Consider the following 25,118-nt stretch of genomic DNA (forward strand, 5'->3'; position numbering starts at 1 on the left):
AGAGCCCGGTGCAAGTCAAGGGGTTTTGCAAGTTTTTTTGACATTTTTTCAGAATCGGGGCGGAAAATCCTCCACAAAGTAGAGTTCATACCACACGATGAAGCAGTAAAAGCTCCAGATCTTGGTCATGGCGTTGACCTTGCCGGTGCGGTGGGCTTCCAGAAGATCGCACAGCGCCCGGGTATTGAAAAAACGCTCGGCCACCGGGCCCACGAACTTTTCCCGCACCATGGTGTAGTAGGTGTCCTGGCGCAGCCAGTCGGCCAGCGGCACCGGGAACCCCCGTTTTTTCCGCTTGGCCAGTTCGGGGGGCAGACTGCGGGCCGCGGCCGCCCGCAGCGCCACCTTGGTTTTGCGGCGGGTACAGCGGCAGGTCCGGGGCAGTTCCATGGCCACCGCCAGTACCTCCCGGTCCAGGAAGGGCACCCTCAGCTCCAGGCTGTGGGCCATGCTCATTCGGTCGGCCTTGCGCAGGATGTCCCGGGGCAGCCAGGTATGCAGGTCCACCCACTGCAGCGCGGTGGCCTCGTCCAGCCCCCGCACCTGGTCAAACCAGGGCTTGAACCGCTGGGCGGGCGTCTGGGAGGTGTAGTGCCGCTTGAGGTAACGGTCCCGCTCCGCCGGGTCGGCAAAGACATAGTTGGCCCGGGCGCAGCGCTGCCAGCGGCTCACAGCACCCCGGCGGAAAAATCCGCAGCCCGGGACCAGCCGGGCCGCCAGCCGCCGCACCCCTTTTGGCAGGCGCTGCCAGGCCTGGGCATGCACCCCCTGGCAGTAGAGCGGATAGCCGCCGAACAGCTCATCGGCGCCCTCCCCCGAGAGCACCACCTTGACCCGCTGCCGGGCACTTTTGCAGAGAAAATAGAGGGGCACCTCCGCCGGGTTGGGCATGGGTTCGTCCAGATACCACTGGATGGCCCGGTTGGCCGCAAAGAATTCCCCGGCGCTGACGGTGGTCTCGGTGCAGGGCACGCCCAGGGCCTTTGCTGCCTGGCGGGCGGCCGGCAATTCGGAGTAGGCTTCCTCCGCGTAGCCCACCGAGAAGCATTGCAGACGGTTCTGTTGCTGGGACGCCTTGCAGGCCGTCAGGGTGGAGTCCACCCCGCCGGAGAGAAAACACCCCACCTCCACGTCGGCCACCTTGTGGGCGGCCACGCTGCCGGTGAAGGCCTTGTCGATGCGCTCCGCCCATTCCTCCAGACTGCGGCCCTCCCGGATGTGGTAGCGGATCTTGCCGTACCGCGCCAACGTCAGCCGCCCGGCCTGCCAGGTGAAACAGTGCCCCGGCAGCAGCTCATAGACGCCGGTGAAGAGGGTTTCGTCCCCGGGCAGGTACTCACTGCTCAGGTAATCGGGCAGGCGGTCCTCATTGAACCGCTTCACAAACCCCGGATGGGCCAGGAACGCCTTGATCTCGCTGGCAAAGAGCAGCAATTCCCCACGGCGATAGTAGTAGAGCGGCTTGATGCCGAAGAGATCCCGCGCGCCGAACAGCGTGCCGGTGGTGCGGTCCCACAGCACGAAGGCGAACATGCCCCGCAGCTTGCCGGGCAGCGCCCTGCCCCACTGCTCCCAGCCATGGAGCAGCACCTCGGTGTCCGACCGGGTGGCAAAGGTATGCCCTGCCGCCGACAGCTGCCGGGCCAGTTCCCGGTAGTTGTAGATTTCCCCGTTGAAGACCACCACCAGGCTGCCGTCCTCGTTGAACATGGGCTGGCCGCCGCCCTCCAGGTCGATGATGGAAAGCCGCCGGTGGCCCAGGGCCGCCCGGTCGTCGGCGTAGAGTCCCTCCCCGTCGGGGCCCCGGTGCCGGATCAGCGCCGCCATCCCCTGCAGGATGCGGCGGGCTTCGGCGGGGTCATGGTGTTCTTCGGCAAAACCCACAATGCCGCACATGGCGTGCCTCCTCTCTTTCCCAAAGGCGGGCTCTTTTGCCCGTCAGAATGACTTCTTCATCTTGCGGCGGTAAGCGCCCTGCCGCACCGCGAACCAGACCCGCCGGGCCGGGCCCTCCCCCGGGGCCAGCAGATGGCACCGCCCCCGGCCCCGGCGGCGCAGACTGTCCGCCCGCTGCAGAAGACTCTTGTCGGGGCAGTACCGCCGCACAATGCCCCAGGGCGCCGTGTACCACACCGAGGGGCGCAGCATGGGCAGCGTGACGGCATCCTGCTGTACCAGGTCCTCCACCGGCGGCAAAGCCAGACTGGCCCCCGCTGCCGTACAGAAATAGGACGCCCGCCCCTGCCGGGGATTCATCTCGAAGAGGACCGGTTCCCCGCTGCGGTCGTATTTGAAATCGAAGTTGGCGTAGCCCCGCCAGCCGCTCCGGCGCAAAAGGGCTGCCAGCGCCGCCAGCAGGGCGGTGTCCTGCCGGGCGGGTTCGGTCAGAATGGCCGCGTAGTTGCCGATGCCCTCCGGCGTGCGCTCCTGCAGAAGCACCTGCCCCTGCACCATCCAGGGTACACTGCCGTCCTTAGCGCAGTAGGCGTTCACCACCCCCAGGGCCGTGTCGGGGCCGGGGATGTATTCCTGGAGCAGCAGATCGCCCGCATACCCGCCCTGCCGGACGGTATCCACCACCGCCGCCAGTTCCGCCGCATCCTGGGTGAGGTAGACCTTGCGCTTGCCGGCAAACCGGCAGTTCCAGTAAGCCGGGGAATCCGCCGGCTTGACGACGACCGGCCCGGCAAAGGGCAGTTCGGGCACCCGCTCCCCGCAGGGCAGCGTCACGCTGCGCGGCGTGCGCAGCCCGTGTTCGGTGCAGACCCGGGCGAAGCCTTCCTTGGTGCCGAGGGACTGTACCGTTGCCGGGGCGGGGCAGGCAAACTTATAGTAGGGCGCCAGAGCCTCCCGGCAGCGGGCCAGCTGCATGGTATAGCCGTCGGCACAGGAGATCAGCAGGCAGGTCCGGTCAGGGTGGGCCTCGGCCAGGGCGATGAGCGCCGCCGTGAAAACGGAGTCCTCCTCGAGACGGGGATTTTCCACCGCCGCTTTCACCAGCCGGCTGTGGGCCAGTGCCGGCAGCGCCCGCTTGCAGACCGCCACGCTGTGCACCCCGTAGGCCTCATAAAAGCTGCGCGCCATGCCGTAGACGTTGGCATCGCCCCCCAGCAGAACAGGCAAAACCCCGGCCACCGCCATCACCCCCTTGTCTTAGTGTATGACAAAGGGGCCTGGCTATGCGCCGGGGTTTTGGGATTTTTCGGTTTTACTGCCGCTCGGCGAGGGGGCGGATGCTGGTCCAGGCGTTGCCGTTTACGCTGGTGACCCGCGCCACAAAGTCCGCCGCGCCGCCTTCATAAGGCCAGCCATTCTGTGCGCTGCCCGTGAGGAAGGTTCCGCGCCACACCGCCGCGCGGCGGTCGCCGCTCTCGCTCCATCCTGCACATTCCAGCACCGCGGTGGCTGCCGGTTCCCCGGCGGCGCCGTCCAGCCGAAGGTCCACCTCCACCGTCTGCACCTCCATCCAGACCGGCGCATCCACCTCCAGTTCCACCGGGTAGCTGGTCAGCGTCAGCAGCGTCTGGCCATCCTCTTCCCGGGTGCGGTATCCGTAGGAAAAGCTGTCGCCGGAGCCGGCCCAGATGATCTGCGGACGGAAAGCTTCCTCGGTGCACGCCACCGTACCCAGCGGTTCGTTGGTGGTGGTACCACCGGCACTCTGCCACTGTACCGAGAGGTCCACCGTCTCCCCCACAGTGAAAATAAGGCCCCGTTCCACCCGGTAGACGCCGTCGGCCCCCAGGGACATGGCCATCAGTTCGGTGGTGCCGTCGTACCGGCCGCCCTGGTGGACCACCACCAGCTGGCCGGTCATGCCGTCGGTGGCGGTGCGGGGCGTCACCGAAACGCTCACCGGCACCCAGCTCCCGTCCAGGTCATGGACGACCCGGTCGATGGGCTGCCAGCTCCAGTCCAGCACGGTGGCTTCCCCCTGCCGCACCGCCGCCTGCAGTTCCTCCATCCGGGCGGAAAGCTCACTCTGGGTGGCAGAAAACTGCTGCTGTGCCAGGGCATAACTCTCCTGCAGGGCCTGCACCTGGCGGTTGTACTGCCAGGCCGTTCCCAGAATGCCGCAGAAAAGCAGCGCCGCCACAGCCAAAGCCGCACCGCCCCACAGCCGGATGCCCCGCCGCTTTTCGGCGTCCCGGGCATCCAGCAAAGCCCGCAGGGTGTCCAGCGTCAGGGCCGGTTCGGGGGTGCCGTCTGGGTGGGCGGTGCCCAGCAGGGCATCCACGCTCACGTCCAGCACAGCGGCCAGCGCCTGCAGGTTTTCCAGACTGGGCAGGGCGGTGTCCTTCTCCCACTTGCCCAGCGCCTGCCGGCTGACCCCCACCTGCTCGGCCAGCGCTTCCTGGCTGAGCCCCTTCTGTTTGCGCGCGGCCTGGATGTTCTCTCCCAGCGTCATGGAAAGCGCCCCCTTTCTCTGGTTTCATTGTAGCATATCCCCCGCCGGAACACCAGCAAGCCGCCTTGCCAAACCGGCAACCCGTGGTTGCTTTGGGATTTCTGCGCATACTATAAGGCAGTTCAGGAGAAGTGAGGGACAGGGCATGTGTGGAATTGCGGGATTTGTCAACACCCGGGGCGAGGCGGAGGGCGCCGTGCTGCAGGAGATGCTGCGGCGCATCGCCCACCGGGGGCCGGACGGTCAGGGAGTGTTTCTGGAGGGGCGGGCGGCGCTGGGGCACCGGCGGCTGGCCATCATCGACCTGGAGGGTGGTCCCCAGCCCATGTTCAACGAGGACGGGCGGTTTGTGGTGGTCTTTAACGGGGAGATCTACAACTACCAGACTCTCACCGAAGAGCTGACCGCCGCCGGGCACACCTTTGCCACCCGGTCGGACACCGAGGTGCTGCTCCACGGCTGGGAGCAGTGGGGGCAGGACCTTTTGCCACGGCTGCGGGGGATGTTTGCCTTCGCCCTGTGGGACCGCAAGACCGAAACGCTGTTCTGTGCCCGGGACCCCTTCGGCATCAAGCCGCTGTACTACTATGTGGCGGGCGACGGCACCCTGCTGTTTGCCAGCGAGATCAAGGCTTTTCTCGACCACCCGGCCTTTGAGAAGCGTCTCAACGAGAGCCAGCTGGAACTGTATTTAAGTTTTCAGTATTCGCCGGGGGAGGACACCTTTTTCCGGGGCGTGAAAAAGCTGCTGCCCGCCCACTGCCTGACGCTGGACAGCACTGGGCTGCGGGTGGAACGGTGGTGGCAGGCGGAGTTCACCCCCGAGCTCTCCCCCACCGACTGGGCCGCCGCCATCGACGGGACGATGCAGGACAGCGTGGCCGCCCACAAGATTGCCGACGTGGAGGTGGCGGGGTTTCTTTCGGGCGGGGTGGATTCCGCCTACATCACCGCTCTGGCCCGGCCCGCCCGCTGCTACACCATCGGATACGCCGAAACGGGCTACGACGAGGCCGGGGAGGCCGCCCATCTGGCCCGGGTGCTGGGCATCCAGAGCCGGGTGCGGCGCATCACGCCGGAAGAGTTCTGGGACGCCATTCCCGCCGTGCAGTACCACATGGACGAACCCCTGGCCGACGCGGCGGCGGTGGCGCTGTATTTTCTCAATGGCGAGGCGGCCAGGGACGTGAAAGTCTGCCTTTCCGGCGAAGGCGCCGACGAATTTTTTGCAGGATACAACATCTACAAGGAACCCTTCACCGCCCGGTGGTACAACCGTCTGCCCGCCGGGCTGCGCAGGGCACTGGGGGCGGTGGCGGAACGTCTGCCCGCCGGGCCGGGGGTGAATTTTCTTGTGCGGCGGGCTTTGCCTCTGGAGGAGCGGTACTACGGCAACACGGCGCTTTTCACCGAGCGGCAGAAGCGCAAGCTGCTGCGCCATGACTACCGCACCGTTCAACCCTTTGATCTGGCCCGGCCCTACTGGCGGGCCAGCGCGGGGTTGGACCCGGTGACCCGGATGCAGGGGTGCGACCTGCACCTCTGGCTGGCCGGAGACATCCTGCTCAAGGCCGACAAGATGAGCATGGCCCACAGCCTGGAACTGCGGGTGCCCTTTCTGGACCGGGAGGTGTTTGCCCTGGCCCGGCGGCTGCCCCCCGACGCCAAGGCGGACGCCCGCCAGACCAAAAAAGCTCTGCGGGCGGCGGCGGCCCGGCATCTGCCTTTTCCCAGCGCACAGCGGAAAAAGCGGGGCTTCCCGGTGCCGGTGCGGGACTGGCTGCGGAACCCGGTGTACGCGGCCCGGGTGCGGGCCGTCTTCGACAGTCCGGCGGCGGCGCGGTTCTTTCAGGTGCGGCAGCTGCATATCCTGTTAGACCGGCACTTGCGGCGCCGGCAGGACAACTGGCGGCAGATCTTTTGCATCTACTGCTTTCTGGTTTGGTATGGGCAATTTTTTGGGAGTGATGCGGCATGAATTTGTGTGAGCTTTTCCGGGTCACCGACGGCGTCCTGCTCCAGGGCGACGCCCGCGCCGAAGCAAAGTCCCTGTGTTACGATTCCCGCGCCGTGACGCCGGGGACTCTGTTTGTCTGTCTGCCCGGCCAGCACACCGACGGCCACGCCTACGCCCGGCAGGCCGCCGCGGCGGGCGCGGTGGGCATTGTCTGTGAGCGGCCGGTGCCGGGTCTGCCACCAAACCTGCCGGTGCTGCAGGTGACCCACAGCCGCAAGGCGCTGGCCCGGCTGGCCATTCGGTTCTACGGTGAACCGGCCGGGCAGCTGACGATGATCGGCATCACCGGCACCAAGGGCAAGACCACCACCGCCCACCTGATTGCCGCCGTGCTGACGGCCGCCGGGCGCAAAGTGGGGCTGATCGGCACCAACGGGGTGTGCTGGCCGGGATACCATCATCCGCTGGACCACACCACCCCCGAGAGCAGTGACCTCCAGCGGCTGCTGCGCCGCATGGTGGAGGCGGGCTGCGACGCCTGCGTCATGGAGGTGTCCAGTCTGGGGCTCAAGATGGACCGGGTCACCGGCATTGAGTATGACATCGGGGTGTTCACCAATCTTTCCCCCGACCACATCGGTCCCGGCGAGCACGCCAGCTTCGCGGAGTACCGCGCCTGGAAGAGCGTGCTGTTCCGCCGCTGCCGGGTGGGGCTGGTGAATACCGACGACCCGCAGACACAGGCCATCCTGACCCAGCATACCTGCCGGGTGGTGACCTACGGCATCGATCATCCCGCCGACTGGCGGGCCGGGGCGGATTTTGAACTGCTCCACCGGCCGGGGCTGCTGGGAGTTTCCTTTACCGCCGCGGGGCCGGAGGGCATTGCCCGCCCCTACCAGGTGGCCATGCCGGGGCGGTTCAGCGTCTCCAACGCATTGGCGGCCATCGCCGTGGCGGGAATTCTGCAGCTGCCCGACGACGCCGTGCAGCGGGGTCTGCGCACCGCCGTGGTGGAGGGCCGGGTGGAACCGGTGCCGGTGGACGCCCCCTTCACGGTGGTGCTGGACTACGCCCACAACGAGGCCGCCGCCGAGAACCTGCTCACCGCCCTGCGGGCCTACCGGCCCACCCGGCTCATCGTGGTCTTCGGATGCGGCGGCGGGCGCAGCCGGGTGCGGCGGTTCGGCATGGGGGAAGCCTGCGCCCGGCTGGCGGATTTCTGCGTGGTGACGGAGGACAACAGCCGCGGCGAACCGCTGGGGGACATTCTGGCGGACATTCGCACCGGGCTGCGGCGGGGCAATCCCGACACTCCCTTTGTGGAAATTCCCGACCGTCGCAAGGCACTCTGCTATGCTTTGGACATGGCCCGCCCCGGGGATATTGTGGCGGTCATCGGCAAAGGGCACGAGAGGACGCTGCAGCGGGGCGACGAGACGCTGCCCTTCTGTGAGCGGGAGATCATCCAGAATTACATGGCGGCCAGACGGACATAAAAAGGGGAGGCGCCCCTGAACGGGGTGCCTCCCTTTTGGTTTTATCGGTTCTGCAGCAGGGCCAGCTCATCTTCGGTGAGTTCCCGCCACTGTCCCGGTGCCAGGGCCTCATCCAGCGTCACGCCGCCGATGGCATACCGGTGCAAAGCGTTGACCCCTGCGCCATAGACGCCGAACATCCGCTTGATCTGGTGGTAGACCCCCTGGTGGAGCGTCACCTTCACCTGGCAGGGGTCCTCCCCCGCCGGTTCGGCTTCCGCCGGGGCCATGGTCTGCCCGTCGGCCAGCGTCACACCGGCGGCAAAGCCCGCCCGCATGGCGTCGGTCAGCGGGGTGTCCAGCGTGACGAGGTACTGCTTGTCCACATGGTGAGAAGGTGCCAGCAGGTCGTGGGCCAGGGCGCCGTCGTCGGTGAGCAGCACAAAGCCGGTGCTGGTCTTGTCCAGCCGCCCGGCCGGGAACAGCGCCCGCCGGGGATAGTCCGCCGCCACCAGGTCTACCACCGTGGTGTCCCGCTTGTCCCGGCTGGCGCTGACCACGCCCTCCGGCTTGTTCAGCATGATGTAGACATATTTCCGGTAGGTACCCGCCAGCGGTGTGCCGTCCAATGCCAGGACCGCGTCCTCGGCCACCTGGGTGTCCGCCTTGCGGCAGACCGCGCCGTTCACCGCCACCCGGCCCTTGGTGATGGCCTTGCGGCTCTCGCTGCGGGTCAGGCCGGTGCGCTCCGACAGGTACTTGTCCAGCCGCATCATGCCCCGTGCTCCTGGGTGATGGCTGCCGTCTTGCCCCGGGAAGCCTTGATCAGGTCGGCGGGGGCGCATTCGATCTGGGTGCCGATCCGCCCGCCCGAAACCAGCATGGTGGACTGGGCAAGGCAGCTCTCGTCAAACACCGTGACGTACTGCTTCTTCATGCCCACCGGGCTGCAGCCGCCCCGGATGTACCCGGTGACCTTGTTGATATCCGCCACATGGATCATCGCCACGCTCTTGACGCCGGCGGCCTTGGCAGCCTTTTTCAGGTCCAGCTCGGCCAGCACCGGCACCACGAACACATAATAGTTGTGGTCCGCGCCCTGGGTGACCAGCGTCTTGAACACCTTGGCCGGGTCCTGGCCGGTCAGTTTGGCCACCGAGGCGCCGTCCACCGCCTGGCCCTCCTCGTGGGGGTATTCATGGGCCGTGTAGGCGATCTTGGCCCGCTCCAGCATCCGCATGGCGTTGGTTTTTGCTTCTTTTCCCATAAAGAATCCCTCTTTTGCTAACTCTTGTCGGCCCTTATTATAAGCCGTCCGCCTTTTTTCTGCAAGGGGGCTTGACTTTAACGCTTTAAAGTGTTAAAATCCCGGTATGGTAAGAAATTCAAGGTACAGGAGACAGGAATATGATCATCGTATTGAAACAGAACGCCCCCGCCGACAAAGTGGCCGCTTTCTGCGCCGAACTGCGGGAGATGGGTTTTGAAATCAACGATTCCACCGGCCGTGACACCCACATTCTGGGCCTGATCGGCGACACCAAGGCCCTGGCCGAGAGCTGGGTGCTGGCCAACCCTGTGGTGGATACCTGCCGCCGGGTCAGCGAGCCCTACAAAAAGGCCAACCGCAAGTTCCACCCCGACGACACCGTGGTGGATGTGGGCGGCCACAAGATCGGCGGCGGGTACTTTGCCGTCATGAGCGGCCCCTGCAGCGTGGAGGGCAAGGACCAGATCATCGGCATCGCCCAGCGGGTGAAGGCCGCCGGGGCCAGCATCCTGCGGGGCGGCGCCTTCAAGCCCCGCACCAGCCCCTACAGTTTCCAGGGGCTGCGGGCCGAGGGTCTGGAACTGCTCCAGGAAGCCCGGGCCGTCACGGGGCAGCCCATCGTCACCGAGCTGATGAACAACGAGCATATTCCCCTCTTCCTGGACGCCAAGGTGGACATGATCCAGATCGGCGCCCGCAACATGCAGAACTTTGAACTTCTGAAGGCCGTGGGCAAGCTGAAGGTGCCGGTGCTGCTCAAGCGGGGGCTTTCCTCCACGCTGGAGGAGCTGGTCATGAGTGCCGAGTACATCATGGCCGAGGGCAACCCCAACGTGGTGCTCTGCGAGCGGGGCATCCGTACGTTTGAAACCAGCATGCGCAACACGCTGGACATCTCCGCCGTGCCCATGCTGAAAAAGATGACCCATCTGCCGGTGGTCATCGATCCCAGCCATGCGGCGGGCATCGCTTTCATGGTGCCGGCGCTGGCCCAGGCCGCCGTGGCGGTGGGAGCCGACGGACTGATGATCGAGACCCACAACGACCCGGCCAAGGCCAAGAGCGACGGCGCCCAGAGCCTGACCCCCGACCAGTTCGATGCCCTGATGGGCGTGATTCGCCCCGAGCTGGAATTCTTCGGCAAAACACTGAACTGACAGCCATTCCTCCAGAAAAGGCGGACGATCTTGCGACCGTCCGCCTTTTTGTCTTCGTCAGGACATCAGGGAGGAGATTGCCTCCGAGAAAAAGCCCAGGATGATCGCAATGGCAATGATCCATCCGATCCACCGGTTGGCCGGCTTCTGTCCCACGGGCCGGTTTCCCGTCTGCCGGAGGCGGGGCTGGGGCCGGGGCCGGGCAGCGGGCGCCCCCGGACGGCTCTGGGCAGGCTTGCGCTGCGGCGTCTGCCCCGTCCGGTGCAGCAAACCTTCCCCGTCGGTATTGCGGGCGCGGTTGGTTTCGCTGCGCAGGGTGTACCGGTTTTCCGGCGGAATCGGCAGGCCACAGTCCTCACACCGTCCGTTGACCACTTTGCCGCCGCACAGGCTGCATTTTTGCATACAGGATCCTCCTTCCACAGATTCAGGTTATGTGTTGGCGGCACGGTGGGCCGCCGTCTTGCGGTGCATGGCCTCCGAGGAGACCGTCATAACAATCAGTGCCGCCAGCAGGTACCAGGGGAACAGCGTCATGCTGAACCGCTGGGCCAGCAGCCCGAAGAAGGGCGGCAGCAGCGTGGTGCCTGTGTAGGCCGCCGCCATCTGGACGCCGGTCATGGACATGCTCAGGTTCCGCCCGAAGTTGGCAGGGGTTTCGTGGATGATGCTGGGATAGATGGGCGCGCAGCCCAGCCCCACAACGATGAGCCCCGCAAAGAGCAGATGGTTGCCCGCGGGCAGGAAGATCAGGACAAGACCCGCCAGGATCACCGCCTGGCCGCCCAGGATCATCTGGCGGTCGTTGAATTTCATGGTGAGGAAGCCGCTGAAGAACCGCCCCACCGTGATGCCCAGGTAGAACAGGCTCGCCCATCCCGCCGCGGTGCCGGCGTCGATGCCCCGCACCAGGGTGCAGTAACTGGCCGCCCACATGCCGGCGGTGCACTCCACCGCCGAGTAACAGGCAAAGCTGACCATGACTTCCGGCACACCGGGAATGCGCAGCAGCTGGGGCAGGCTGCGGTGTTCGGGGGTAACGCCCGCGGCGCCGTCCCGGGCGGGGTGCTTCCAGAGGGGCAGGCTGAAGACCAGCACTGCCGTGAGCACCGCCTGCATAAGCGCTATGGTGCGGTAGCCCCCCTGCCAGCTGTCCGCCGCCAGGGCCCGGCCCATGATGACGGGGCCGATGCTGGCGCCAATGCCCCACATGCAGTGCAGCCAGCTCATGTGGCGGCTCTCATAGTGCAGCGCCACATAGTTGTTGAGAGCCGCATCCACGCTGCCAGCCCCCAGTCCGTAGGGGATCGCCCAGAGGCAGAGCTGCCAGAAAGCCGTGGAGAGGGAGAATCCCAGCAGCGCCACCGCCGTAACGGCCACGCTGCCCGCCGTGACCCGGCCGGTGCCCAGGCGCCCGTTGAGCCGGTCGCTGGCCAGGCTGGACACAATGGTGCCCGCCGAGATGATCATGGACACCGCCCCGGCCCAGGAGAGGTCCGCCCCCATCGGCCCGTACATGCTGGGCCAGGCGGCCCCCAGCAGCCCGTCGGGCAGGCCCAGGCTGATAAACGCCAGATAAATCACCGGCAGCAGCAACGAAACCATGACAACATTCTCCCCTTTTCTCTCTGCCCTGATTATACCATGTTCTGCCCGCGGCGGGTATGCCCCCGGGGAAATTTTTTCCGGGCTTTTCCCGCCAAAACAAAAACACGCAGCGGCCGCACAACCGCTGCGTGTTGAGTTTTACAGTAGCGCTTTACTTCAGCACCGCGCCCTGGTTGGCGCTGGTGACCAGCCGCGCATACCGTGCCAGCCAGCCCGACTTCACGTTGGGTTCCGGCTGGACGTAGGCTGCCTTGCGGCGGGCCAGTTCCTCATCGTCCACCGCCAGATGGATGGAGGCGTTGGGGATGTCGATCTCGATGGTGTCTCCCTCTTTGACCAGACCGATGGGGCCGCCCGAGGCAGCCTCCGGCGACACATGGCCGATGGCCGCGCCGCGGCTGGCGCCGGAGAAGCGTCCGTCGGTGATGAGCGCCACCGTGGTGTCCAGCTTCATGCCGGCCAGCGCACTGGTGGGGTTGAGCATCTCCCGCATGCCGGGGCCGCCCTTGGGGCCCTCGTACCGGATGACCACCACGTCGCCGGGATGGATCTCACCGGCGTAGATGGCCGCGATGGCGGTCTCCTCGCTGTCAAACACCCGGGCCGGACCGCTGTGGACCTGCATCTCGGGCGCCACAGCGCTGCGCTTGACCACGCAGCCGTCGGGGGCGATGTTGCCCCAGAGGATCTGCAGGCCGCCGTTGGGGCTGTAGGGGTTGGTGATGGGCCGGATGGCCTTCTCGTTGAGGATCCTGGCGCCGGCGATGTTCTCGCCCAGCGTCTTGCCGGTGACGGTGGGCACGTCCAGATCCAGCAGGCCCGCCTTGGCCAGCTCGGCCTGCACGGCCGGGATGCCGCCCGCCTCGTAGAGGTCCGGCATGTGGGTGGGACCCGCCGGGGCCAGATGGCAGAGGTTGGGGGTCTTGGCGCTGATCTCGTTGAAGAGTTTCAGGTCGATGGGCACGCCCGCCTCCTCGGCGATGGCCAGCAGGTGCAGCACCGTGTTGGTGGAGCAGCCCAGGGCCATGTCGCAGGTCAGGGCGTTGCGGATGCTCCGCTCGTTGATGATCTGCCGCGCCGTCACGCCCCGGTTGACCAGGTCCATGATGGCCATGCCGGCCCGCTTGCCCAGCTGGAGCCGCTTGGCGTAGACCGCCGGGATGGTGCCGTTGCCGGGCAGGGCGATGCCGATGGCCTCGCACAGGCAGTTCATGCTGTTGGCGGTGTACATGCCCGAGCAGGAACCGCAGCCGGGGCAGCAGTTGCAGGTGCAGTCCTCCAGCTGTTCGTCGTTGATGAGGCCCGCCTTGTAGGCGCCCACCGCCTCGAACATCTTGGAGAGGCTGACCTCCTCGCCGCCGTAGCGGCCGGCCAGCATGGGGCCGCCCGAGCAGACCACGGCGGGCACATCCATCCGCACGGCGGCCATGACCATGCCGGGCACGATCTTGTCGCAGTTGGGCACCAGCACCAGGCCGTCCAGCTGGTGGGCCATGTACATGGTCTCCACGCTGTCACAGATCAGCTCGCGGCTGGCCAGGGAATACTTCATGCCCACATGACCCATGGCGATGCCGTCGCAGACACCGATGGCGGGGATGAGAATGGGCGTGCCGCCGGCCATACGCACACCGGCCTTGACGGCATCTGCCAGCTTGTCCAGATTCATGTGGCCGGGCACGATCTCGCTGTAGGCCGAGACCACACCGATCAGCGGGCGGTCCAGTTCCTCCGGCGTGTAGCCCAGGGCATAGAACAGGCTGCGGTTGGGGGCCCGCTCGGGGCCCTTTTTGACATTGTCGCTGTTCATTGGTATCTTCTCCGTTCCTTTCGGGATTGGGCCGGTCTTACTTCTTCAGCCAGCTCATCATCTGACGCAGTTCCTTGCCCACCTTCTCGATGAGGTGCTCGGACTGCATGCGGCGCTCGGCCAGGAAGTGCACCTTGCGGCCGCCGTTGGGGCTCATCTCGGTGAGGAACTCCGAAGCGAAGGTGCCGTCCTGGATCTCCTGCAGGACCTTCTTCATCTCCTTGCGGGTCTCGGCGGTGATCAGACGCTTGCCGGTGCGGTAGTCGCCGTACTCGGCGGTGTTGGAGATGGAGTAGCGCATCTTGTCGAAGCCGCCCTCGTTGATCAGGTCGACGATGAGCTTCATCTCGTGGCAGGTCTCGAAGTAGGCCATCTCGGGAGCGTAGCCCGCTTCCACCAGCGTGTCGAAGCCGGCATGGATGAGCTCGCAGACACCGCCGCAGAGCACAGCCTGCTCACCGAAGAGGTCGGTCTCGGTCTCCTCCTTGAAGGTGGTCTCCAGGATGCCCGCACGGCCGGCGCCGATGCCGGAAGCGTAGGCCAGGGCCAGGTCCTTGGCCTTGCCGGTGTAGTCCTGCTCCACGCAGATCAGGGACGGGCAGCCCTCACCCTCGGTGTAGAGGCGGCGGACAATGTGGCCGGGGCCCTTGGGGGCGATCATGATGACATCCACGTTCTTCGGCGGGGTGATGGTCTTGAAGTGGATGTTGAAGCCATGGGCAAAGGCCAGCGCCTTGCCTTCCGTCATATAGGGGGCGACCTGGCGGTTGTAGATGTCAGCGCACAGCTCGTCGGGCACCAGCATCATGACGATGTCGCCGGCCTTGGCCGCCTCTTCCACTTCCATCACTTTGAAGTTGGGATGGGTGGCGGCAAACTCAGCCGCTTTCTCCCAGTGGCCGGAACCTTTGCGCAGACCGACCACGACGTTCACGCCGCTTTCGGCCAGGTTCTCGGAATGAGCATGGCCCTGAGAGCCAAAGCCGATGACGGCGACGGTCTTGCCGTCCAGCATGCCGAGGTTGCAGTCGGAATCGTAGTACTTGTTGATAGCCATGGTGATTGTCTCCTTTTTTATAATCTCTTTCTATCTTCCTCTATCAGAAGGGGGAGCAAAATGGTGGGGCCTCATTCCTGAGGGCAGTGGGTGCCGGGCAGCGGCAGCTGGGCTTCCCGGACTTCCTGGGGCGGCTTCTGCATGTGCTGGTGTTTGCCGCCCCGTTCCAGCGCCGTGACGCCGGTGCGGCAGAGTTCCAGGATCTCATAGCCGTCGAACATGGTCAGGAAGGCGTCGATCTTGTCCGGTTTGCCGGTGAGTTCAAAGACCATGCTGTCCGGCGAAAGGTCGATGATCTTGGCCTTGTAGATGGTGGAGATCTCCCGCAGTTCGGCCCGGTTCTGGTTGTCGCAGGCCACCTTGAGGAGCAAAAGCTCCCGCTGCAGGCTCTTTTCGGGGGTGAGCTCGAAGATCTGACGGGTGACTTCCAACCGCTCGGTCTGCAGGATCAGCTGGCTGACTTCCTGCTCGTTGCCGTGCAGGGAGACCGTGATGCGGCTGATCTTGGGATCGTTGGTGGCGGACACCGTCAGGCTGTCGATGTTGAAGCCACGGCGGCAGAACAGGCTGGCCACCCGGGCCAGAACGCCGTTCTGGTTGTCCACCAGCAGGCTGATCACCCGCCGCTGACTGGCGTTTTGTTGCTGCAAAGCTTGCATCCTGTTCACCTCATTCCATGATGATATCGTTGATGTCGCCGCCGCCCGGGATCATGGGCAGCACCTTCTCGTCCTTGCCGATGCGGCAGTCGATCCAGCTGGGGCCCTGCTGTTTCAGGGCGTCGGCAAAGGCCGCCTTGAATTCCGCCGGGGTGGTGGCCCGGTAGCCCTTGGCGCCGAAGCCCTCGGCCACCTTGACAAAGTCGGTGTGGCGGTGGGGGTCGGTGTCGGAGTAGCGCTTGCCGTAGAAGGTGGTCTGCCACTGCCGGACCATGCCCAGGACCTGGTTATTGAAGATCACCGTGATGATGGGCAGGCCGTAGCTGACCGCCGTGCAGCCCTCGTTGAGGTTCATGTGGAAGGAACCGTCGCCGGTGAGCATGATGACCCGGGCGTCCCGGCCCAGCGCCATCTGGGCGCCGATGGCCGCGCCGTAACCGAAGCCCATGGTGCCAAGACCGCCGCTGGTGAGAAAGCCACGGCTCTTGGTGTGGTGCAGATACTGGGCTGCCCACATCTGGTGCTGGCCCACGTCGGTGACGTAGACCGCCTCGGGGCCCGCCTGACGGCAGATCTCGGCGATCATCTGGTGAGGCTTCAGCTCGGTGTCGCTGTCCACCGGCTTGTAGTCGTTTTTCTGCCACTGGCGGATCTGCTCCATCCACAGCTTGTGTTCGGTCTTCTCCACGTAGGGCAGGATGGCCTGCAGGATGTAGCTGGCGTCGCCGGTCAGGCTCAGGTCCACCGCCACGTTCTTGCCCAGCTCGCTGGGGTCGATGTCGATCTGGATGATCTTGGCCCGCTTGGCAAAGGTGTCGGGGTTGAGCGCCACCCGGTCGCTGAACCGGGTGCCCACCGCGATGACCAGGTCGGCCTCGTCGATGGCCTTGTTGGCGGCGTAGCAGCCGTGCATGCCCAGCATGCCCAGGTTGTGGGGCTCGCCGTAGCTGAGCACGCCGGCCGCCATCAGCGTGTAGGTGGCGGGCATGCCGGCCTTGAGCAGCAGGTCCCGCAGCGGCTGGCAGCCCGCCGCGCTGCGGACGCCGCCGCCGAAGTAGACGATGGGACGCTGGGCGGCGTTGATCATCTCGGCGGCCTTCTTCACGTCCTCCTCGTTGTAGGTGGTGACGGTGCGGATGAGTTCCGGCGCCTTGGGGGTAAACTCACAGACGGCGGCGGTCACATCCTTGGGGATGTCCACCAGCACCGGGCCCTTGCGGCCCTGCTGGGCGATGCGGAAAGCCGCCCGCATGGTGTCGGCCAGATCCTCCACCCGGCGCACCGTGTAGTTGTGCTTGGTGATGGGCATTGTGATGCCCTCGATGTAGGCCTCCTGGAAGGAGTCCCGGCCCAGCAGCGAGGTGGCCACGTTGCCGGTGAAGGCCACCAGGGGCACGCTGTCCATGAAGGCGGTGGCGATGCCTGTGACCAGGTTGGTGGCGCCGGGACCGCTGGTGGCCAGCACCACGCCGGTGCGGCCGGTGGCCCGGGCGTAGCCGTCCGCCGCGTGGGAGGCGCCCTGCTCGTGGGCGGTGAGCACCGTGTGGATACGGTCGGAATTCTTATACAATTCGTCGTAGAGGTTGAGGACCGCGCCGCCGGGATAGCCGAACAGTGTGTCAACGCCCTGCTCCGCCAGGACTTCCACAAAGATCTGCGAACCGTTGAGTTTCATCTGCTTGTTCTCCTTCCTGTCTTGTGCTGCGCCGGCTGGGGAGTGCGCAAAGAAAAACAGCCTTTGCCCCTTGAACCCAAGAGACAAAGGCTGTGTAAGCGCTCTGCGGTACCACTCTTATTGGGACGATGCGTCCCCACTCACCGGACTTCCAACAAAGTCCTGCACTGTAACGGGTGCGCCCGTATTCCCTTACTGGCCGAAGCGTTCAGTGGATCTGCTCCGGGATCAGTTCGCGGTCCGCTCACCCTGCTGCCTCGCACCAACCGGCAGTTCTCTGGGGGCCATGTTCAGACCGTTACTAGTTCCCATCCAAGCATTTGCTGAATTTGTGTTAAACTATACCGCAGTTTTTAGTGTTTGTCAAGTTTTTTTGTGAAAATCTTGCAACTTTATGCGGTACTGTTTATACTGAGAGTAGTTTTCTTGGGAAAGGATCGATCATATATGCAACGTATGGAATGGCTGGCACGCCTGGATGCGCTGGTGGTGTTCCGCAATCTGCTGGACACCGCGCTGCTGCGTGCGCTGCGGGCGGCCCTGGCCGCCGAGGAATGTGACCTGGGCGGCGCCGTGGCCGCCTTTGAGGCCGTATTGTTTGTCCGGGGCACCAACTGGACCGACGCCCTGCTGGACGCCGTGCTGGAGGATGAAAACCTCTGTCTGCGCACGGCGGCGGGGGGCGATGCGGGCCCGGTGCTGGAAAAGGCCCTGGCCGGGGAGCTGGATTTTCTCCAGGCACTGGGCCGGGCGGGTCTGGACGACCTGTGCCACGGCGCGCCGGAGTATCTGCCCCGGTGGGAGACCTCCCCGGATGCCGACTTCCACGCCGCCTACGCCGCACGGCGGGCGGCGGTGGGCCAGAAGGGCTACGGCATCTTTGCCCGGCACCACGTCTTCACGCTGGAGGACGGGCATCTGGTGCCGGTGCGCTACCCCGACCCCCAGCGGCTCAGCGAGCTGCCGGGCTACGAGCGGGAGCGGGAGAAGGTCATCGCCAACACCCGGGCGCTGCTGGAGGGAAAGCCCACCAACAACGTGCTGCTCTACGGCGACGCGGGCACCGGCAAGTCCAGCACCGTGAAGGCCATCGCCAACGAGTTTGCCCCCGACGGGCTGCGCCTCATTGAGGTGAAGAAGAACCAGCTCTACCAGATCCCCGCCCTGATGGACGAACTGGCCAAGAATCCCCTGAAGTTCATCCTCTTCATCGACGATCTGAGCTTTGCCGCCAACGACGACAACTTCGCGGCGCTGAAGGCCATTCTGGAGGGCAGTGTGGGCGGCCGCAGCCACAACGTGGTGGTCTACGCCACCAGCAACCGGCGGCACCTGGTCAAGGAATCCATGACCGACCGCAGCGGTGACGACCTGCACGCCTCGGACACCCGGCAGGAACTGATGAGCCTTTCGGCCCGGTTCGGCCTGACGGTCACCTTCCAGCAGCCCGACAAGGAGCGGTTCGATGCCATTTTGCTGGAGCTGGCCCGCCAGTACGGCGTGCAGATGCCCAGCGATCAGCTCTTCATCAAGGGTTCCGCTTTCGCCCTGCGGGCGGGGGGCCGCAGCCCCCGGGTGGCCAAGCAGTTCATCGAGATGCTGGCCGGCGGCATCAAGGTGTAATACCCAAATTCACGGCAGGGGCCCTGGGGCCCCTGTTCTTTTTATACGCGCTCGCTGACCAGTTCAAAACCGGCCTGGGTGAGCCGCTGCTTGATCTCCTCGATCTGGGCGGCGTTGCGGGTCTCCAGCCCCAGCTTGAGGAAGCAGCTGGTGATGGCCATGTTGGCATCCGACCGATCGTGGTGGACGCTGACCACGTTGGCGCCGCATTCCGAGATGATATCGCTGACCAGCGTCAGCTGACCGGGTTTGTCCTCCAAGGCGATCATCAGGTTGGCCTTGCGGCCGCTCATGACCAGACCGCGGGTGATGACTCGGCTGAGGATGTTCACATCGATGTTGCCGCCCGAGATCAGGCAGACCACCTTCTTGCCCGCCAGCGGCAGCTTGCCGAAGAGGGCCGCCGCCACCGGCGTGGCCCCGGCGCCCTCCGCCACCAGCTTCTGGTTCTCCATCAGCGAGAGGATGGCCGCGGCGATCTCGTCCTCGCTCACCGTGACGATGTCGTCCACGCAGTTTTCCACCATCTGGTAGGTGATCTCCCCGGGGGTCTTGACGGCAATGCCGTCCGCAAAGGTGTCCACCCGGTCCAGCGTCTCATAGTGGTGGTCGTGGAAGGCCCGCTCCATGCTGGGGGCTCCCGCCGCCTGCACGCCGTAAACCTTCACGTCGGGGCGCAGGCTCTTGATGGCAAAGGCCACACCGGAGATCAGGCCGCCGCCCCCCACCGGCACGATGACCGCATCCACATCGGGCAGCTGGTCGAGGATCTCCAGGCCGATGGTCCCCTGCCCCGCGATGACCAGTTCGTCGTCGTAGGGGTGGATGAAGGTCATGCCGGTCTCCTGCTGGAGCTCCACCGCCCGGTCGTGGGCGTCGTCGTAGGTGCCCTTCACCAGTTCCACCTCGGCCCCCAGCCGCTTGGTGCTCTCCACCTTCATGATGGGGGCGCCGTCCGGCATGCAGACCACGCTGCGGATGCCCATCCGGGTGGCTGCCAGCGCCACGCCCTGGGCATGATTGCCCGCCGAACAGGCAATGACACCCCTGGACCGCTCTTCCTCGGTGAGCTGGCTGATCTTGTAGTAGGCGCCGCGCACCTTGAAACTGCCGGTCACCTGCAGATTCTCGGTCTTTAAGTACAGATCGGTGCCGGGGCAAAGCCGCGGGGCGGCGATGAGGTCTGTCTTGCGCGCGATCTGCTTGAGAATGAATTTGGCGTGATAGATCTTGTCCAGTGTGAGCATGAACGTCTCCCCCTCATTTGACAAATAGCACAGCCCGATCCGGAAAGCCTTCCGGACCGGGCTTCGGATTGCTCCGTTGCAATCTGTGGCGCTTGTATGATTATAGTTGAGCATTTCTAATTTGTAAAGTGAAAATATTTCATGTATAATATGCTTTGTACGCTTGCACAAAAATTCAGGTATATTTTTGTGTGTTCTGCAAAGCAAAGCGGCAGGTCCCGCCCCCGCGAAACCTGCCGCACAAAGAAAACCGGGGTGTCCCTCAGGACACCCCGGTTTACTGTTTCACTTATTCCTCGACGAAGGAATCCTTGCCCAGGCCGCAGACAGGGCAAACCCAATCAGCGGGGACATCCTCCCAGGCAGTGCCGGGGGCGATGCCATTGTCGGGATCACCGACGGCGGGATCATACTCATAGCCACAGGGGCAGACATACTTCTTCATGATGAAAACGCTCCTCTTATCGTAAAAATTTGGAAAACTGGGAAATCAGGCCTTCCACAGACCGTGCAGGTTGCAGTAGGCATACACCGCCACGACCTCGTCGCCGGCCGTCAGGGCGAAATCCGCCTTGGGGGCCTCGCCGGGCTTCAGATGCTTGATCTGGCTGCCCTGCTTGGTCTGCAGCGAAATCCAGGTGATGTAGTGCTCGTCCATCATGGGATGCTCCACGCTGCCCACCGTCACATGGACCACACCGTTCTCCACGGTGTAGACGGGGATATGCTTCTCATGGGCGGCCTCCACGGTGCCGGGCACCAGCGGGGTCATCTTCTGACCGCAGCAGAACACGGGCACGCCCTTGTCCTCCACCATGGTGATGATATTGCCGCAGTGCTCGCAGATAAAGTACTTCAGTTCCATAGCTTGCCTCCTTGGGTTTGCTCTGTATATAAATAAGATTGTTTCTTGACTTTGACCGGTATCCCCGGCTCTGGCATTATTATATCATACTATTTCACTTTGTAAAGGCCTTTTTAAGATTTAATACTAATTTTTTCGAATTGTACAGCTACCCTGTACAATTTGGGCGAAAAAAGGTACAATAATAGCATTCTGCACAAAGGGGAATGGCTATGAAACGTTTGGTGGTTGGGCTGCTGGCCCATGTGGACAGCGGCAAGACAACGCTGGCCGAGGGGCTTCTCTACCGCGCGGGGGTGCTGCGCAAGCTGGGCCGTGTGGACCACCGGGACGCCTTTCTGGATACCGACGCCCAGGAGCGGGCACGGGGCATCACGATTTTTGCCAAGCAGGCGGTGCTGACGCTGCCCGCAGCGGAGGATGCCGAGGAGACCGAACTGACGCTGCTGGACACGCCGGGCCACGTGGATTTTTCCGCCGAGGCGGAGCGGGCCCTGCGGGTGCTGGATTACGCGGTACTGGTGGTCAGCGGCACCGACGGCGTGCAGGCCCACACCGAAACCTTGTGGAAACTGCTGGCCCGCTACCGTGTGCCCACCTTTGTGTTCGTGAACAAGATGGACCTGCCGGGGGCCGACGCGGCCGTGCGGCTGCGGGAGCTGCGGGGGCGGTTCGGGGACGGCTGCGTGGACTTTACCGCCGCGCCCGACCCCGAAGCGCTGGCGCTCTGCAGCGAGCCGCTGATGGAGGAGGTGCTGGCCGAAGGCACTCCCCACCCCGACACGCTGGTGACGGCCATCGCCCGGCGGCAGGTGTTCCCCTGCTTTTTCGGCGCGGCGCTGCGGCTGGACGGGCTGGACCGGCTGCTGCAGGGCTTGCAGACGCTGACCCGGATGCCGCCGGTCTGGCCGGAGTTCGGCGCCCGGGTGTTCAAGATCAGCCAGGACGACGCCGGCACCCGGCTGAGCTGGCTGAAGGTCACGGGCGGCGAGCTGCCGGTGAAGGCGGTGCTTCCCAACGGGGAGAAGGCCGACGCCCTGCGGCTGTATAACGGCAGCAAGTTCCGGCTGGTGAGCACGGCCTACCCCGGCATGGTGGTGGCGGTGGCGGGTCCTGCTGCCACCCGGCCCGGCCAGGGGTTGGGCGCCGAAGCGGACGCCGACGCGCCGCTGCTGGAGCCGGTGCTCAACTACCGGGCGGACTGCCCCGACGCCGACCCCCACACCCTGCTGAAAGCGTTGCAGACGCTGGAGGACGAGGACCCCCAGCTCCATGTGGCCTGGCGGGACGACCTGGCCGAGGTGCACGTCCAGCTCATGGGCGAGGTACAGCTGGAAATTCTGCAGACACTGCTGGCCAGCCGGTTCGGGCTGCAGGTCACCTTCAGCGAGGGCGGCATTCTGTATAAGGAAACCATCACCGCGGCGGTGGAGGGTATCGGCCACTATGAGCCGCTGCGCCACTATGCCGAGGTGCATCTGCTGCTGGAGCCGGGGGCCCGGGGCAGCGGCGTCCAGCTGGCGGCGGACTGCCCGCCCGACACGCTGGCGGAAAACTGGCAACGGCTGGTGCTGACCCATCTGGCGGAGCGCACCCACCCCGGCGTGCTCACCGGGGCGCCGCTCACCGATGTGAAGATCACGCTGGCGGCGGGCAAGGCCCACCTGAAACACACCGAGGGGGGCGATTTCCGGCAGGCCACCTACCGCGCCGTGCGGCAGGGGCTTCAGACAGCCCGGAGCAAGAACGCTGTGGTGCTGCTGGAGCCCTGGTATGATTTCACGCTGGAGGTGCCCGCCGATGCCATCGGCCGTGCCATGGCGGACATCCAGCGGATGTGCGGCAGCTTTGAGGCCCCCGAGACGCTGGGGGACACCGCCCGGCTCACCGGACGGCTGCCGGTGGCCACCGCCCGGGGCTACGCCCGGGAGATTGCCGCCTACACCCACGGGCTAGGCCGCTGGACCGTGCTGCCCGCCGGGTACGACGCCTGCCACAACGCCGAGGAGGTCATCGCGGCGGCCGGGTATGACGCCGACGCCGATGTGGAGAACCCCGCCGATTCGGTGTTCTGTTCCCACGGGGCGGGGTATGTGGTCAAGTGGGATGAAGTGCCCGCCAAAGCCCATGTGGACAGCGGACTGTCCCGCCGGCTGGCCCCCGCCGGGCAGACGGAGGAGGACGACGAGGCGGACAGCAATGCCCGTCGCCGCCGGGCCGACGCCTACCGGGGCACGCTGGAGCAGGACAAGGAACTGCTGGCCATCTTTGAGCGCACCTACGGCAAGATCAAGCACCGGGGCGAGAACGGCACCGACGCCAAGAAGGCAGCCCGGGCGGCGCTGCACACCGCCCCCGCCAGCGTGCAGGTGCCGGCCAGGCCCCAGCCCACCGGGCCGGATTACCTGCTGGTGGACGGGTACAACGTGATCTTTGCCTGGGAGGACCTGCGCCGCCTGGCCGAGAGCAACCTGGACGCCGCCCGCCGCCGGCTGATGGACATTCTGTGCAACTACGCCGGGTACAAGCAGTGCGTGCCCATTCTCGTCTTTGACGCCTACAAGGTGCGGGGCGGCGTGCGGGAGGTGGAGAAATACCACAACCTGTATGTGGTCTACACCAAGGAGGCCGAGACCGCCGACATGTACATCGAGCGGGCCACCCACGAGCTGGCCAAGGAGCGCCGCACCCGGGTGGTGAGCAGCGACGGCGCCGAGCAGGTCATCGTGCTGGGTCACGGTGCGCTGCGGGTGTCGGCCCGGGCCTTTGCCGAGGAAGTGGCCGCCGTGGAAAAGGAGATCCGGGAATTTTTGCAGCAGTAAAAAACAGGCATCCGCCGCAATGGCGGGTGCCTGTTGGTTTTTATGGAGAATGTACGGGATCAGACGATGCCCTGGCTCATCATGGCGGAGGCGATCTTCAGGAAGCCCGCGATGTTGGCGCCGGCCACCAGGTTGCCCTTGCAGCCGTACTCCTCGGCGGCAGCGGCAGCGTTCTTGTAGATGTTGACCATGATGTCGTGCAGGCGCTGGTCCACTTCCTCGAAGGTCCAGCCCAGGCGCAGGGAGTTCTGGCTCATCTCCAGGCCGGAGGTGGCCACGCCGCCGGCGTTGGACGCCTTGGCAGGGGCAAACAGCACGTTGTGGACCTGCAGGTAGGCGATGGCCTCGGGGGTGGAGGGCATGTTGGCACCTTCCGCCACGGCGTAGCAGCCGTTGGCCACCAGGGCCTCGGCACCCGCCAGCGGCAGCTCGTTCTGGGTGGCGCAGGGCAGGGCGATGTCGCAGGGAACCGTCCAGATACCCTGGCTGCCCTCCACATACTTGGCGGTGGGCACGTAGTCCAGGTAGGTCTTGATGCGGGCGCGCTTGACTTCCTTGATCTCCTGCATGACCTTGTAGTCGATGCCGTTCTCGTCCACGATGTAGCCGTTGGAGTCGCTCATGGCAATGACCTTGCCGCCCAGCTGGGTAGCCTTCTGGTTGGCGTAGATGGCCACGTTGCCGGAACCGGAGATGACCACCTTGGCACCCTGGAAGCTCTTGCCGTTGGCCTTGAGCATCTCGTCGGCAAAGTAGCACAGGCCGTAGCCGGTGGCTTCGGTGCGGGCCAGAGAACCGCCGAAGGGAATGCCCTTGCCGGTGAGCACGCCGGTGAACTCGTTGCGGATGCGCTTGTACTGGCCGAACAGGTAGCCCACTTCCCGGCCGCCCACGCCGATATCGCCGGCGGGCACGTCGGTGTCAGGGCCGATGTGGCGGTAGAGCTCCGTCATGAAGCTCTGGCAGAACCGCATGACTTCCCCGTCGGACTTGCCGTGGGGGTCAAAGTCGGCGCCACCCTTGCCGCCGCCCATGGGCAGACCGGTCAGGCTGTTCTTGAAGCACTGCTCAAAACCCAGGAACTTGATGATGGACAGGTTGACACTGGGATGGAACCGCAGGCCGCCCTTGTAGGGACCGATGGCAGAGTTGAACTGCACACGGTAGCCGCGGTTGACCTGCACCTTGCCGTTGTCATCCACCCAGGGCACGCGGAACATGACCACGCGCTCGGGCTCCACCATACGCTCGATCAGGCCGGCCTTCTCGTATTCGGGATGGGCGGCGATGACGGGCTCCAGGCTTTCGAGGACTTCCTCGGCTGCCTGCAGAAACTCCTTCTGCTCGGGGTTGCGCTGGACCAGGCCGTCGTAGACGCCCTTAAGGTATTCATTGGTAATGGACATGAAACACTCTCCTTTATTTCTATTTCTTAACACCTCCTCTATGGTAGCACCTGGGCCGCATTTTTTCAAGTTTTTT

The 25,118-nt window shown here is 65.0% G+C and carries 20 protein-coding genes and 1 other annotated feature; of the genes, 5 read left to right on the forward strand and 15 right to left on the reverse strand.

Going from position 1 to position 25,118, the window contains the following annotated elements; translation table 11 throughout:
• Positions 1-48: 48 nt before the first annotated feature.
• The 3 genes from asnB (ABGT73_RS10000) to ABGT73_RS10010 form a co-directional block, all read right to left on the reverse strand.
• Entirely contained in the window at positions 49-1,896 is a 1,848-nt protein-coding gene (gene asnB / locus ABGT73_RS10000) for an asparagine synthase (glutamine-hydrolyzing) (protein WP_346669570.1), read from the reverse strand.
• A 42-nt stretch (positions 1,897-1,938) separates the two neighbouring features.
• Positions 1,939-3,135 (reverse strand): ATP-grasp domain-containing protein, encoded by a 1,197-nt coding sequence (locus tag ABGT73_RS10005; protein ID WP_346669571.1) that lies wholly within the window; start codon positions 3,133-3,135, stop codon positions 1,939-1,941.
• A gap of 73 nt (positions 3,136-3,208) precedes the next feature.
• Positions 3,209-4,408, reverse strand: coding sequence for a helix-turn-helix domain-containing protein (locus ABGT73_RS10010; protein ID WP_346669572.1), 1,200 nt, complete (start codon positions 4,406-4,408; stop codon positions 3,209-3,211).
• A 145-nt stretch (positions 4,409-4,553) separates the two neighbouring features.
• Here ABGT73_RS10010 and asnB (ABGT73_RS10015) point away from each other — a divergent pair, with 145 nt between their 5' ends.
• Positions 4,554-6,386 (forward strand): asparagine synthase (glutamine-hydrolyzing), encoded by a 1,833-nt coding sequence (gene asnB / locus ABGT73_RS10015; protein ID WP_346669573.1) that lies wholly within the window; start codon positions 4,554-4,556, stop codon positions 6,384-6,386.
• A complete protein-coding gene (locus ABGT73_RS10020; protein WP_346669574.1) occupies positions 6,383-7,864 on the forward strand; it encodes a UDP-N-acetylmuramoyl-L-alanyl-D-glutamate--2,6-diaminopimelate ligase in 1,482 nt (493 codons plus the stop codon). The genes asnB (ABGT73_RS10015) and ABGT73_RS10020 overlap by 4 nt, the downstream gene beginning before the upstream one ends.
• Positions 7,865-7,905: 41 nt before the next feature.
• Here ABGT73_RS10020 and ABGT73_RS10025 read toward each other — a convergent pair whose 3' ends face one another.
• Positions 7,906-8,616 carry a pseudouridine synthase gene (locus ABGT73_RS10025; RefSeq protein WP_346670326.1) on the reverse strand — a complete coding sequence of 237 codons (711 nt, stop codon included), beginning with the start codon at positions 8,614-8,616 and terminating at the stop codon, positions 7,906-7,908.
• The gene (ybaK, locus tag ABGT73_RS10030) at positions 8,616-9,110 is read right to left on the reverse strand and encodes a Cys-tRNA(Pro) deacylase (RefSeq protein ID WP_346669575.1); all 495 of its coding nucleotides are present in this window, start codon (positions 9,108-9,110) and stop codon (positions 8,616-8,618) included. Before ybaK ends, ABGT73_RS10025 begins: the two co-directional genes overlap by 1 nt.
• 140 nt (positions 9,111-9,250) lie before the next feature.
• Here ybaK and aroF point away from each other — a divergent pair, with 140 nt between their 5' ends.
• Complete coding sequence (gene aroF, locus ABGT73_RS10035; RefSeq protein WP_346669576.1) at positions 9,251-10,270, forward strand: 3-deoxy-7-phosphoheptulonate synthase; 1,020 nt, start codon at positions 9,251-9,253, stop codon at positions 10,268-10,270.
• 57 nt (positions 10,271-10,327) lie between these two features.
• Here aroF and ABGT73_RS10040 read toward each other — a convergent pair whose 3' ends face one another.
• From ABGT73_RS10040 to ilvB, 6 genes are all read right to left on the reverse strand, one after another.
• A complete protein-coding gene (locus tag ABGT73_RS10040) occupies positions 10,328-10,675 on the reverse strand; it encodes a hypothetical protein (protein WP_346669577.1) in 348 nt (115 codons plus the stop codon).
• Between the two features lie 27 nt (positions 10,676-10,702).
• Positions 10,703-11,875 (reverse strand): MFS transporter, encoded by a 1,173-nt coding sequence (locus tag ABGT73_RS10045; RefSeq protein ID WP_346669578.1) that lies wholly within the window; start codon positions 11,873-11,875, stop codon positions 10,703-10,705.
• 154 nt (positions 11,876-12,029) lie between these two features.
• Complete coding sequence (ilvD, locus tag ABGT73_RS10050; protein WP_346669579.1) at positions 12,030-13,688, reverse strand: dihydroxy-acid dehydratase; 1,659 nt, start codon at positions 13,686-13,688, stop codon at positions 12,030-12,032.
• 37 nt (positions 13,689-13,725) lie between these two features.
• Positions 13,726-14,745, reverse strand: coding sequence for a ketol-acid reductoisomerase (gene ilvC, locus ABGT73_RS10055; protein ID WP_346669580.1), 1,020 nt, complete (start codon positions 14,743-14,745; stop codon positions 13,726-13,728).
• A gap of 71 nt (positions 14,746-14,816) precedes the next feature.
• Complete coding sequence (ilvN, locus tag ABGT73_RS10060) at positions 14,817-15,404, reverse strand: acetolactate synthase small subunit (RefSeq protein ID WP_346669581.1); 588 nt, start codon at positions 15,402-15,404, stop codon at positions 14,817-14,819.
• A 10-nt stretch (positions 15,405-15,414) separates the two neighbouring features.
• A complete protein-coding gene (gene ilvB, locus ABGT73_RS10065) occupies positions 15,415-17,079 on the reverse strand; it encodes a biosynthetic-type acetolactate synthase large subunit (RefSeq protein ID WP_346669582.1) in 1,665 nt (554 codons plus the stop codon).
• A gap of 76 nt (positions 17,080-17,155) precedes the next feature.
• Positions 17,156-17,403, reverse strand: a binding site (T-box leader).
• 123 nt (positions 17,404-17,526) lie between these two features.
• On the opposite strand from ilvB, the gene ABGT73_RS10070 reads away from it, so the two are divergent.
• Positions 17,527-18,702: an ATP-binding protein gene (locus ABGT73_RS10070; RefSeq protein WP_346669583.1), complete on the forward strand. Its 1,176-nt coding sequence runs from the start codon at positions 17,527-17,529 to the stop codon at positions 18,700-18,702.
• Between the two features lie 41 nt (positions 18,703-18,743).
• On the opposite strand, the gene ilvA is transcribed toward ABGT73_RS10070, so the two are convergent.
• The 3 genes from ilvA to ABGT73_RS10085 form a co-directional block, all read right to left on the reverse strand.
• Entirely contained in the window at positions 18,744-19,949 is a 1,206-nt protein-coding gene (gene ilvA / locus ABGT73_RS10075; RefSeq protein WP_346669584.1) for a threonine ammonia-lyase, read from the reverse strand.
• A gap of 289 nt (positions 19,950-20,238) precedes the next feature.
• Positions 20,239-20,394 (reverse strand): rubredoxin, encoded by a 156-nt coding sequence (locus ABGT73_RS10080; RefSeq protein ID WP_346669585.1) that lies wholly within the window; start codon positions 20,392-20,394, stop codon positions 20,239-20,241.
• A 45-nt stretch (positions 20,395-20,439) separates the two neighbouring features.
• Positions 20,440-20,814 (reverse strand): desulfoferrodoxin family protein, encoded by a 375-nt coding sequence (locus ABGT73_RS10085; RefSeq protein ID WP_346669586.1) that lies wholly within the window; start codon positions 20,812-20,814, stop codon positions 20,440-20,442.
• Positions 20,815-21,026: 212 nt separating this feature from the next.
• Between ABGT73_RS10085 and ABGT73_RS10090 the strand changes: the two genes are divergently transcribed.
• Positions 21,027-23,636, forward strand: coding sequence for a translation factor GTPase family protein (locus ABGT73_RS10090; RefSeq protein ID WP_346669587.1), 2,610 nt, complete (start codon positions 21,027-21,029; stop codon positions 23,634-23,636).
• A gap of 59 nt (positions 23,637-23,695) precedes the next feature.
• Here ABGT73_RS10090 and gdhA read toward each other — a convergent pair whose 3' ends face one another.
• Entirely contained in the window at positions 23,696-25,042 is a 1,347-nt protein-coding gene (gene gdhA, locus ABGT73_RS10095) for an NADP-specific glutamate dehydrogenase (protein WP_346669588.1), read from the reverse strand.
• Between the last annotated feature and the right edge of the window lie 76 nt (positions 25,043-25,118).

It is taken from the genome of uncultured Subdoligranulum sp., assembly GCF_963931595.1.
Taxonomy (GTDB): Bacteria; Bacillota; Clostridia; order Oscillospirales; family Ruminococcaceae; genus Gemmiger.

Coding starts and splice junctions, on each gene's coding strand:
- asnB (WP_346669570.1), bottom strand. CDS start 1,896: ATGTGCGGCATTGTGGGTTTTGCCGAAGAACACCATGACCCCGCCGAA.
- ABGT73_RS10010 (WP_346669572.1), bottom strand. CDS start 4,408: ATGACGCTGGGAGAGAACATCCAGGCCGCGCGCAAACAGAAGGGGCTC.
- asnB (WP_346669573.1), top strand. CDS start 4,554: ATGTGTGGAATTGCGGGATTTGTCAACACCCGGGGCGAGGCGGAGGGC.
- ABGT73_RS10020 (WP_346669574.1), top strand. CDS start 6,383: ATGAATTTGTGTGAGCTTTTCCGGGTCACCGACGGCGTCCTGCTCCAG.
- ABGT73_RS10025 (WP_346670326.1), bottom strand. CDS start 8,616: ATGCGGCTGGACAAGTACCTGTCGGAGCGCACCGGCCTGACCCGCAGC.
- ybaK (WP_346669575.1), bottom strand. CDS start 9,110: ATGGGAAAAGAAGCAAAAACCAACGCCATGCGGATGCTGGAGCGGGCC.
- aroF (WP_346669576.1), top strand. CDS start 9,251: ATGATCATCGTATTGAAACAGAACGCCCCCGCCGACAAAGTGGCCGCT.
- ABGT73_RS10040 (WP_346669577.1), bottom strand. CDS start 10,675: ATGCAAAAATGCAGCCTGTGCGGCGGCAAAGTGGTCAACGGACGGTGT.
- ABGT73_RS10045 (WP_346669578.1), bottom strand. CDS start 11,875: ATGGTTTCGTTGCTGCTGCCGGTGATTTATCTGGCGTTTATCAGCCTG.
- ilvD (WP_346669579.1), bottom strand. CDS start 13,688: ATGAACAGCGACAATGTCAAAAAGGGCCCCGAGCGGGCCCCCAACCGC.
- ilvC (WP_346669580.1), bottom strand. CDS start 14,745: ATGGCTATCAACAAGTACTACGATTCCGACTGCAACCTCGGCATGCTG.
- ilvN (WP_346669581.1), bottom strand. CDS start 15,404: ATGCAAGCTTTGCAGCAACAAAACGCCAGTCAGCGGCGGGTGATCAGC.
- ilvB (WP_346669582.1), bottom strand. CDS start 17,079: ATGAAACTCAACGGTTCGCAGATCTTTGTGGAAGTCCTGGCGGAGCAG.
- ABGT73_RS10070 (WP_346669583.1), top strand. CDS start 17,527: ATGCAACGTATGGAATGGCTGGCACGCCTGGATGCGCTGGTGGTGTTC.
- ilvA (WP_346669584.1), bottom strand. CDS start 19,949: ATGCTCACACTGGACAAGATCTATCACGCCAAATTCATTCTCAAGCAG.
- ABGT73_RS10080 (WP_346669585.1), bottom strand. CDS start 20,394: ATGAAGAAGTATGTCTGCCCCTGTGGCTATGAGTATGATCCCGCCGTC.
- ABGT73_RS10085 (WP_346669586.1), bottom strand. CDS start 20,814: ATGGAACTGAAGTACTTTATCTGCGAGCACTGCGGCAATATCATCACC.
- ABGT73_RS10090 (WP_346669587.1), top strand. CDS start 21,027: ATGAAACGTTTGGTGGTTGGGCTGCTGGCCCATGTGGACAGCGGCAAG.
- gdhA (WP_346669588.1), bottom strand. CDS start 25,042: ATGTCCATTACCAATGAATACCTTAAGGGCGTCTACGACGGCCTGGTC.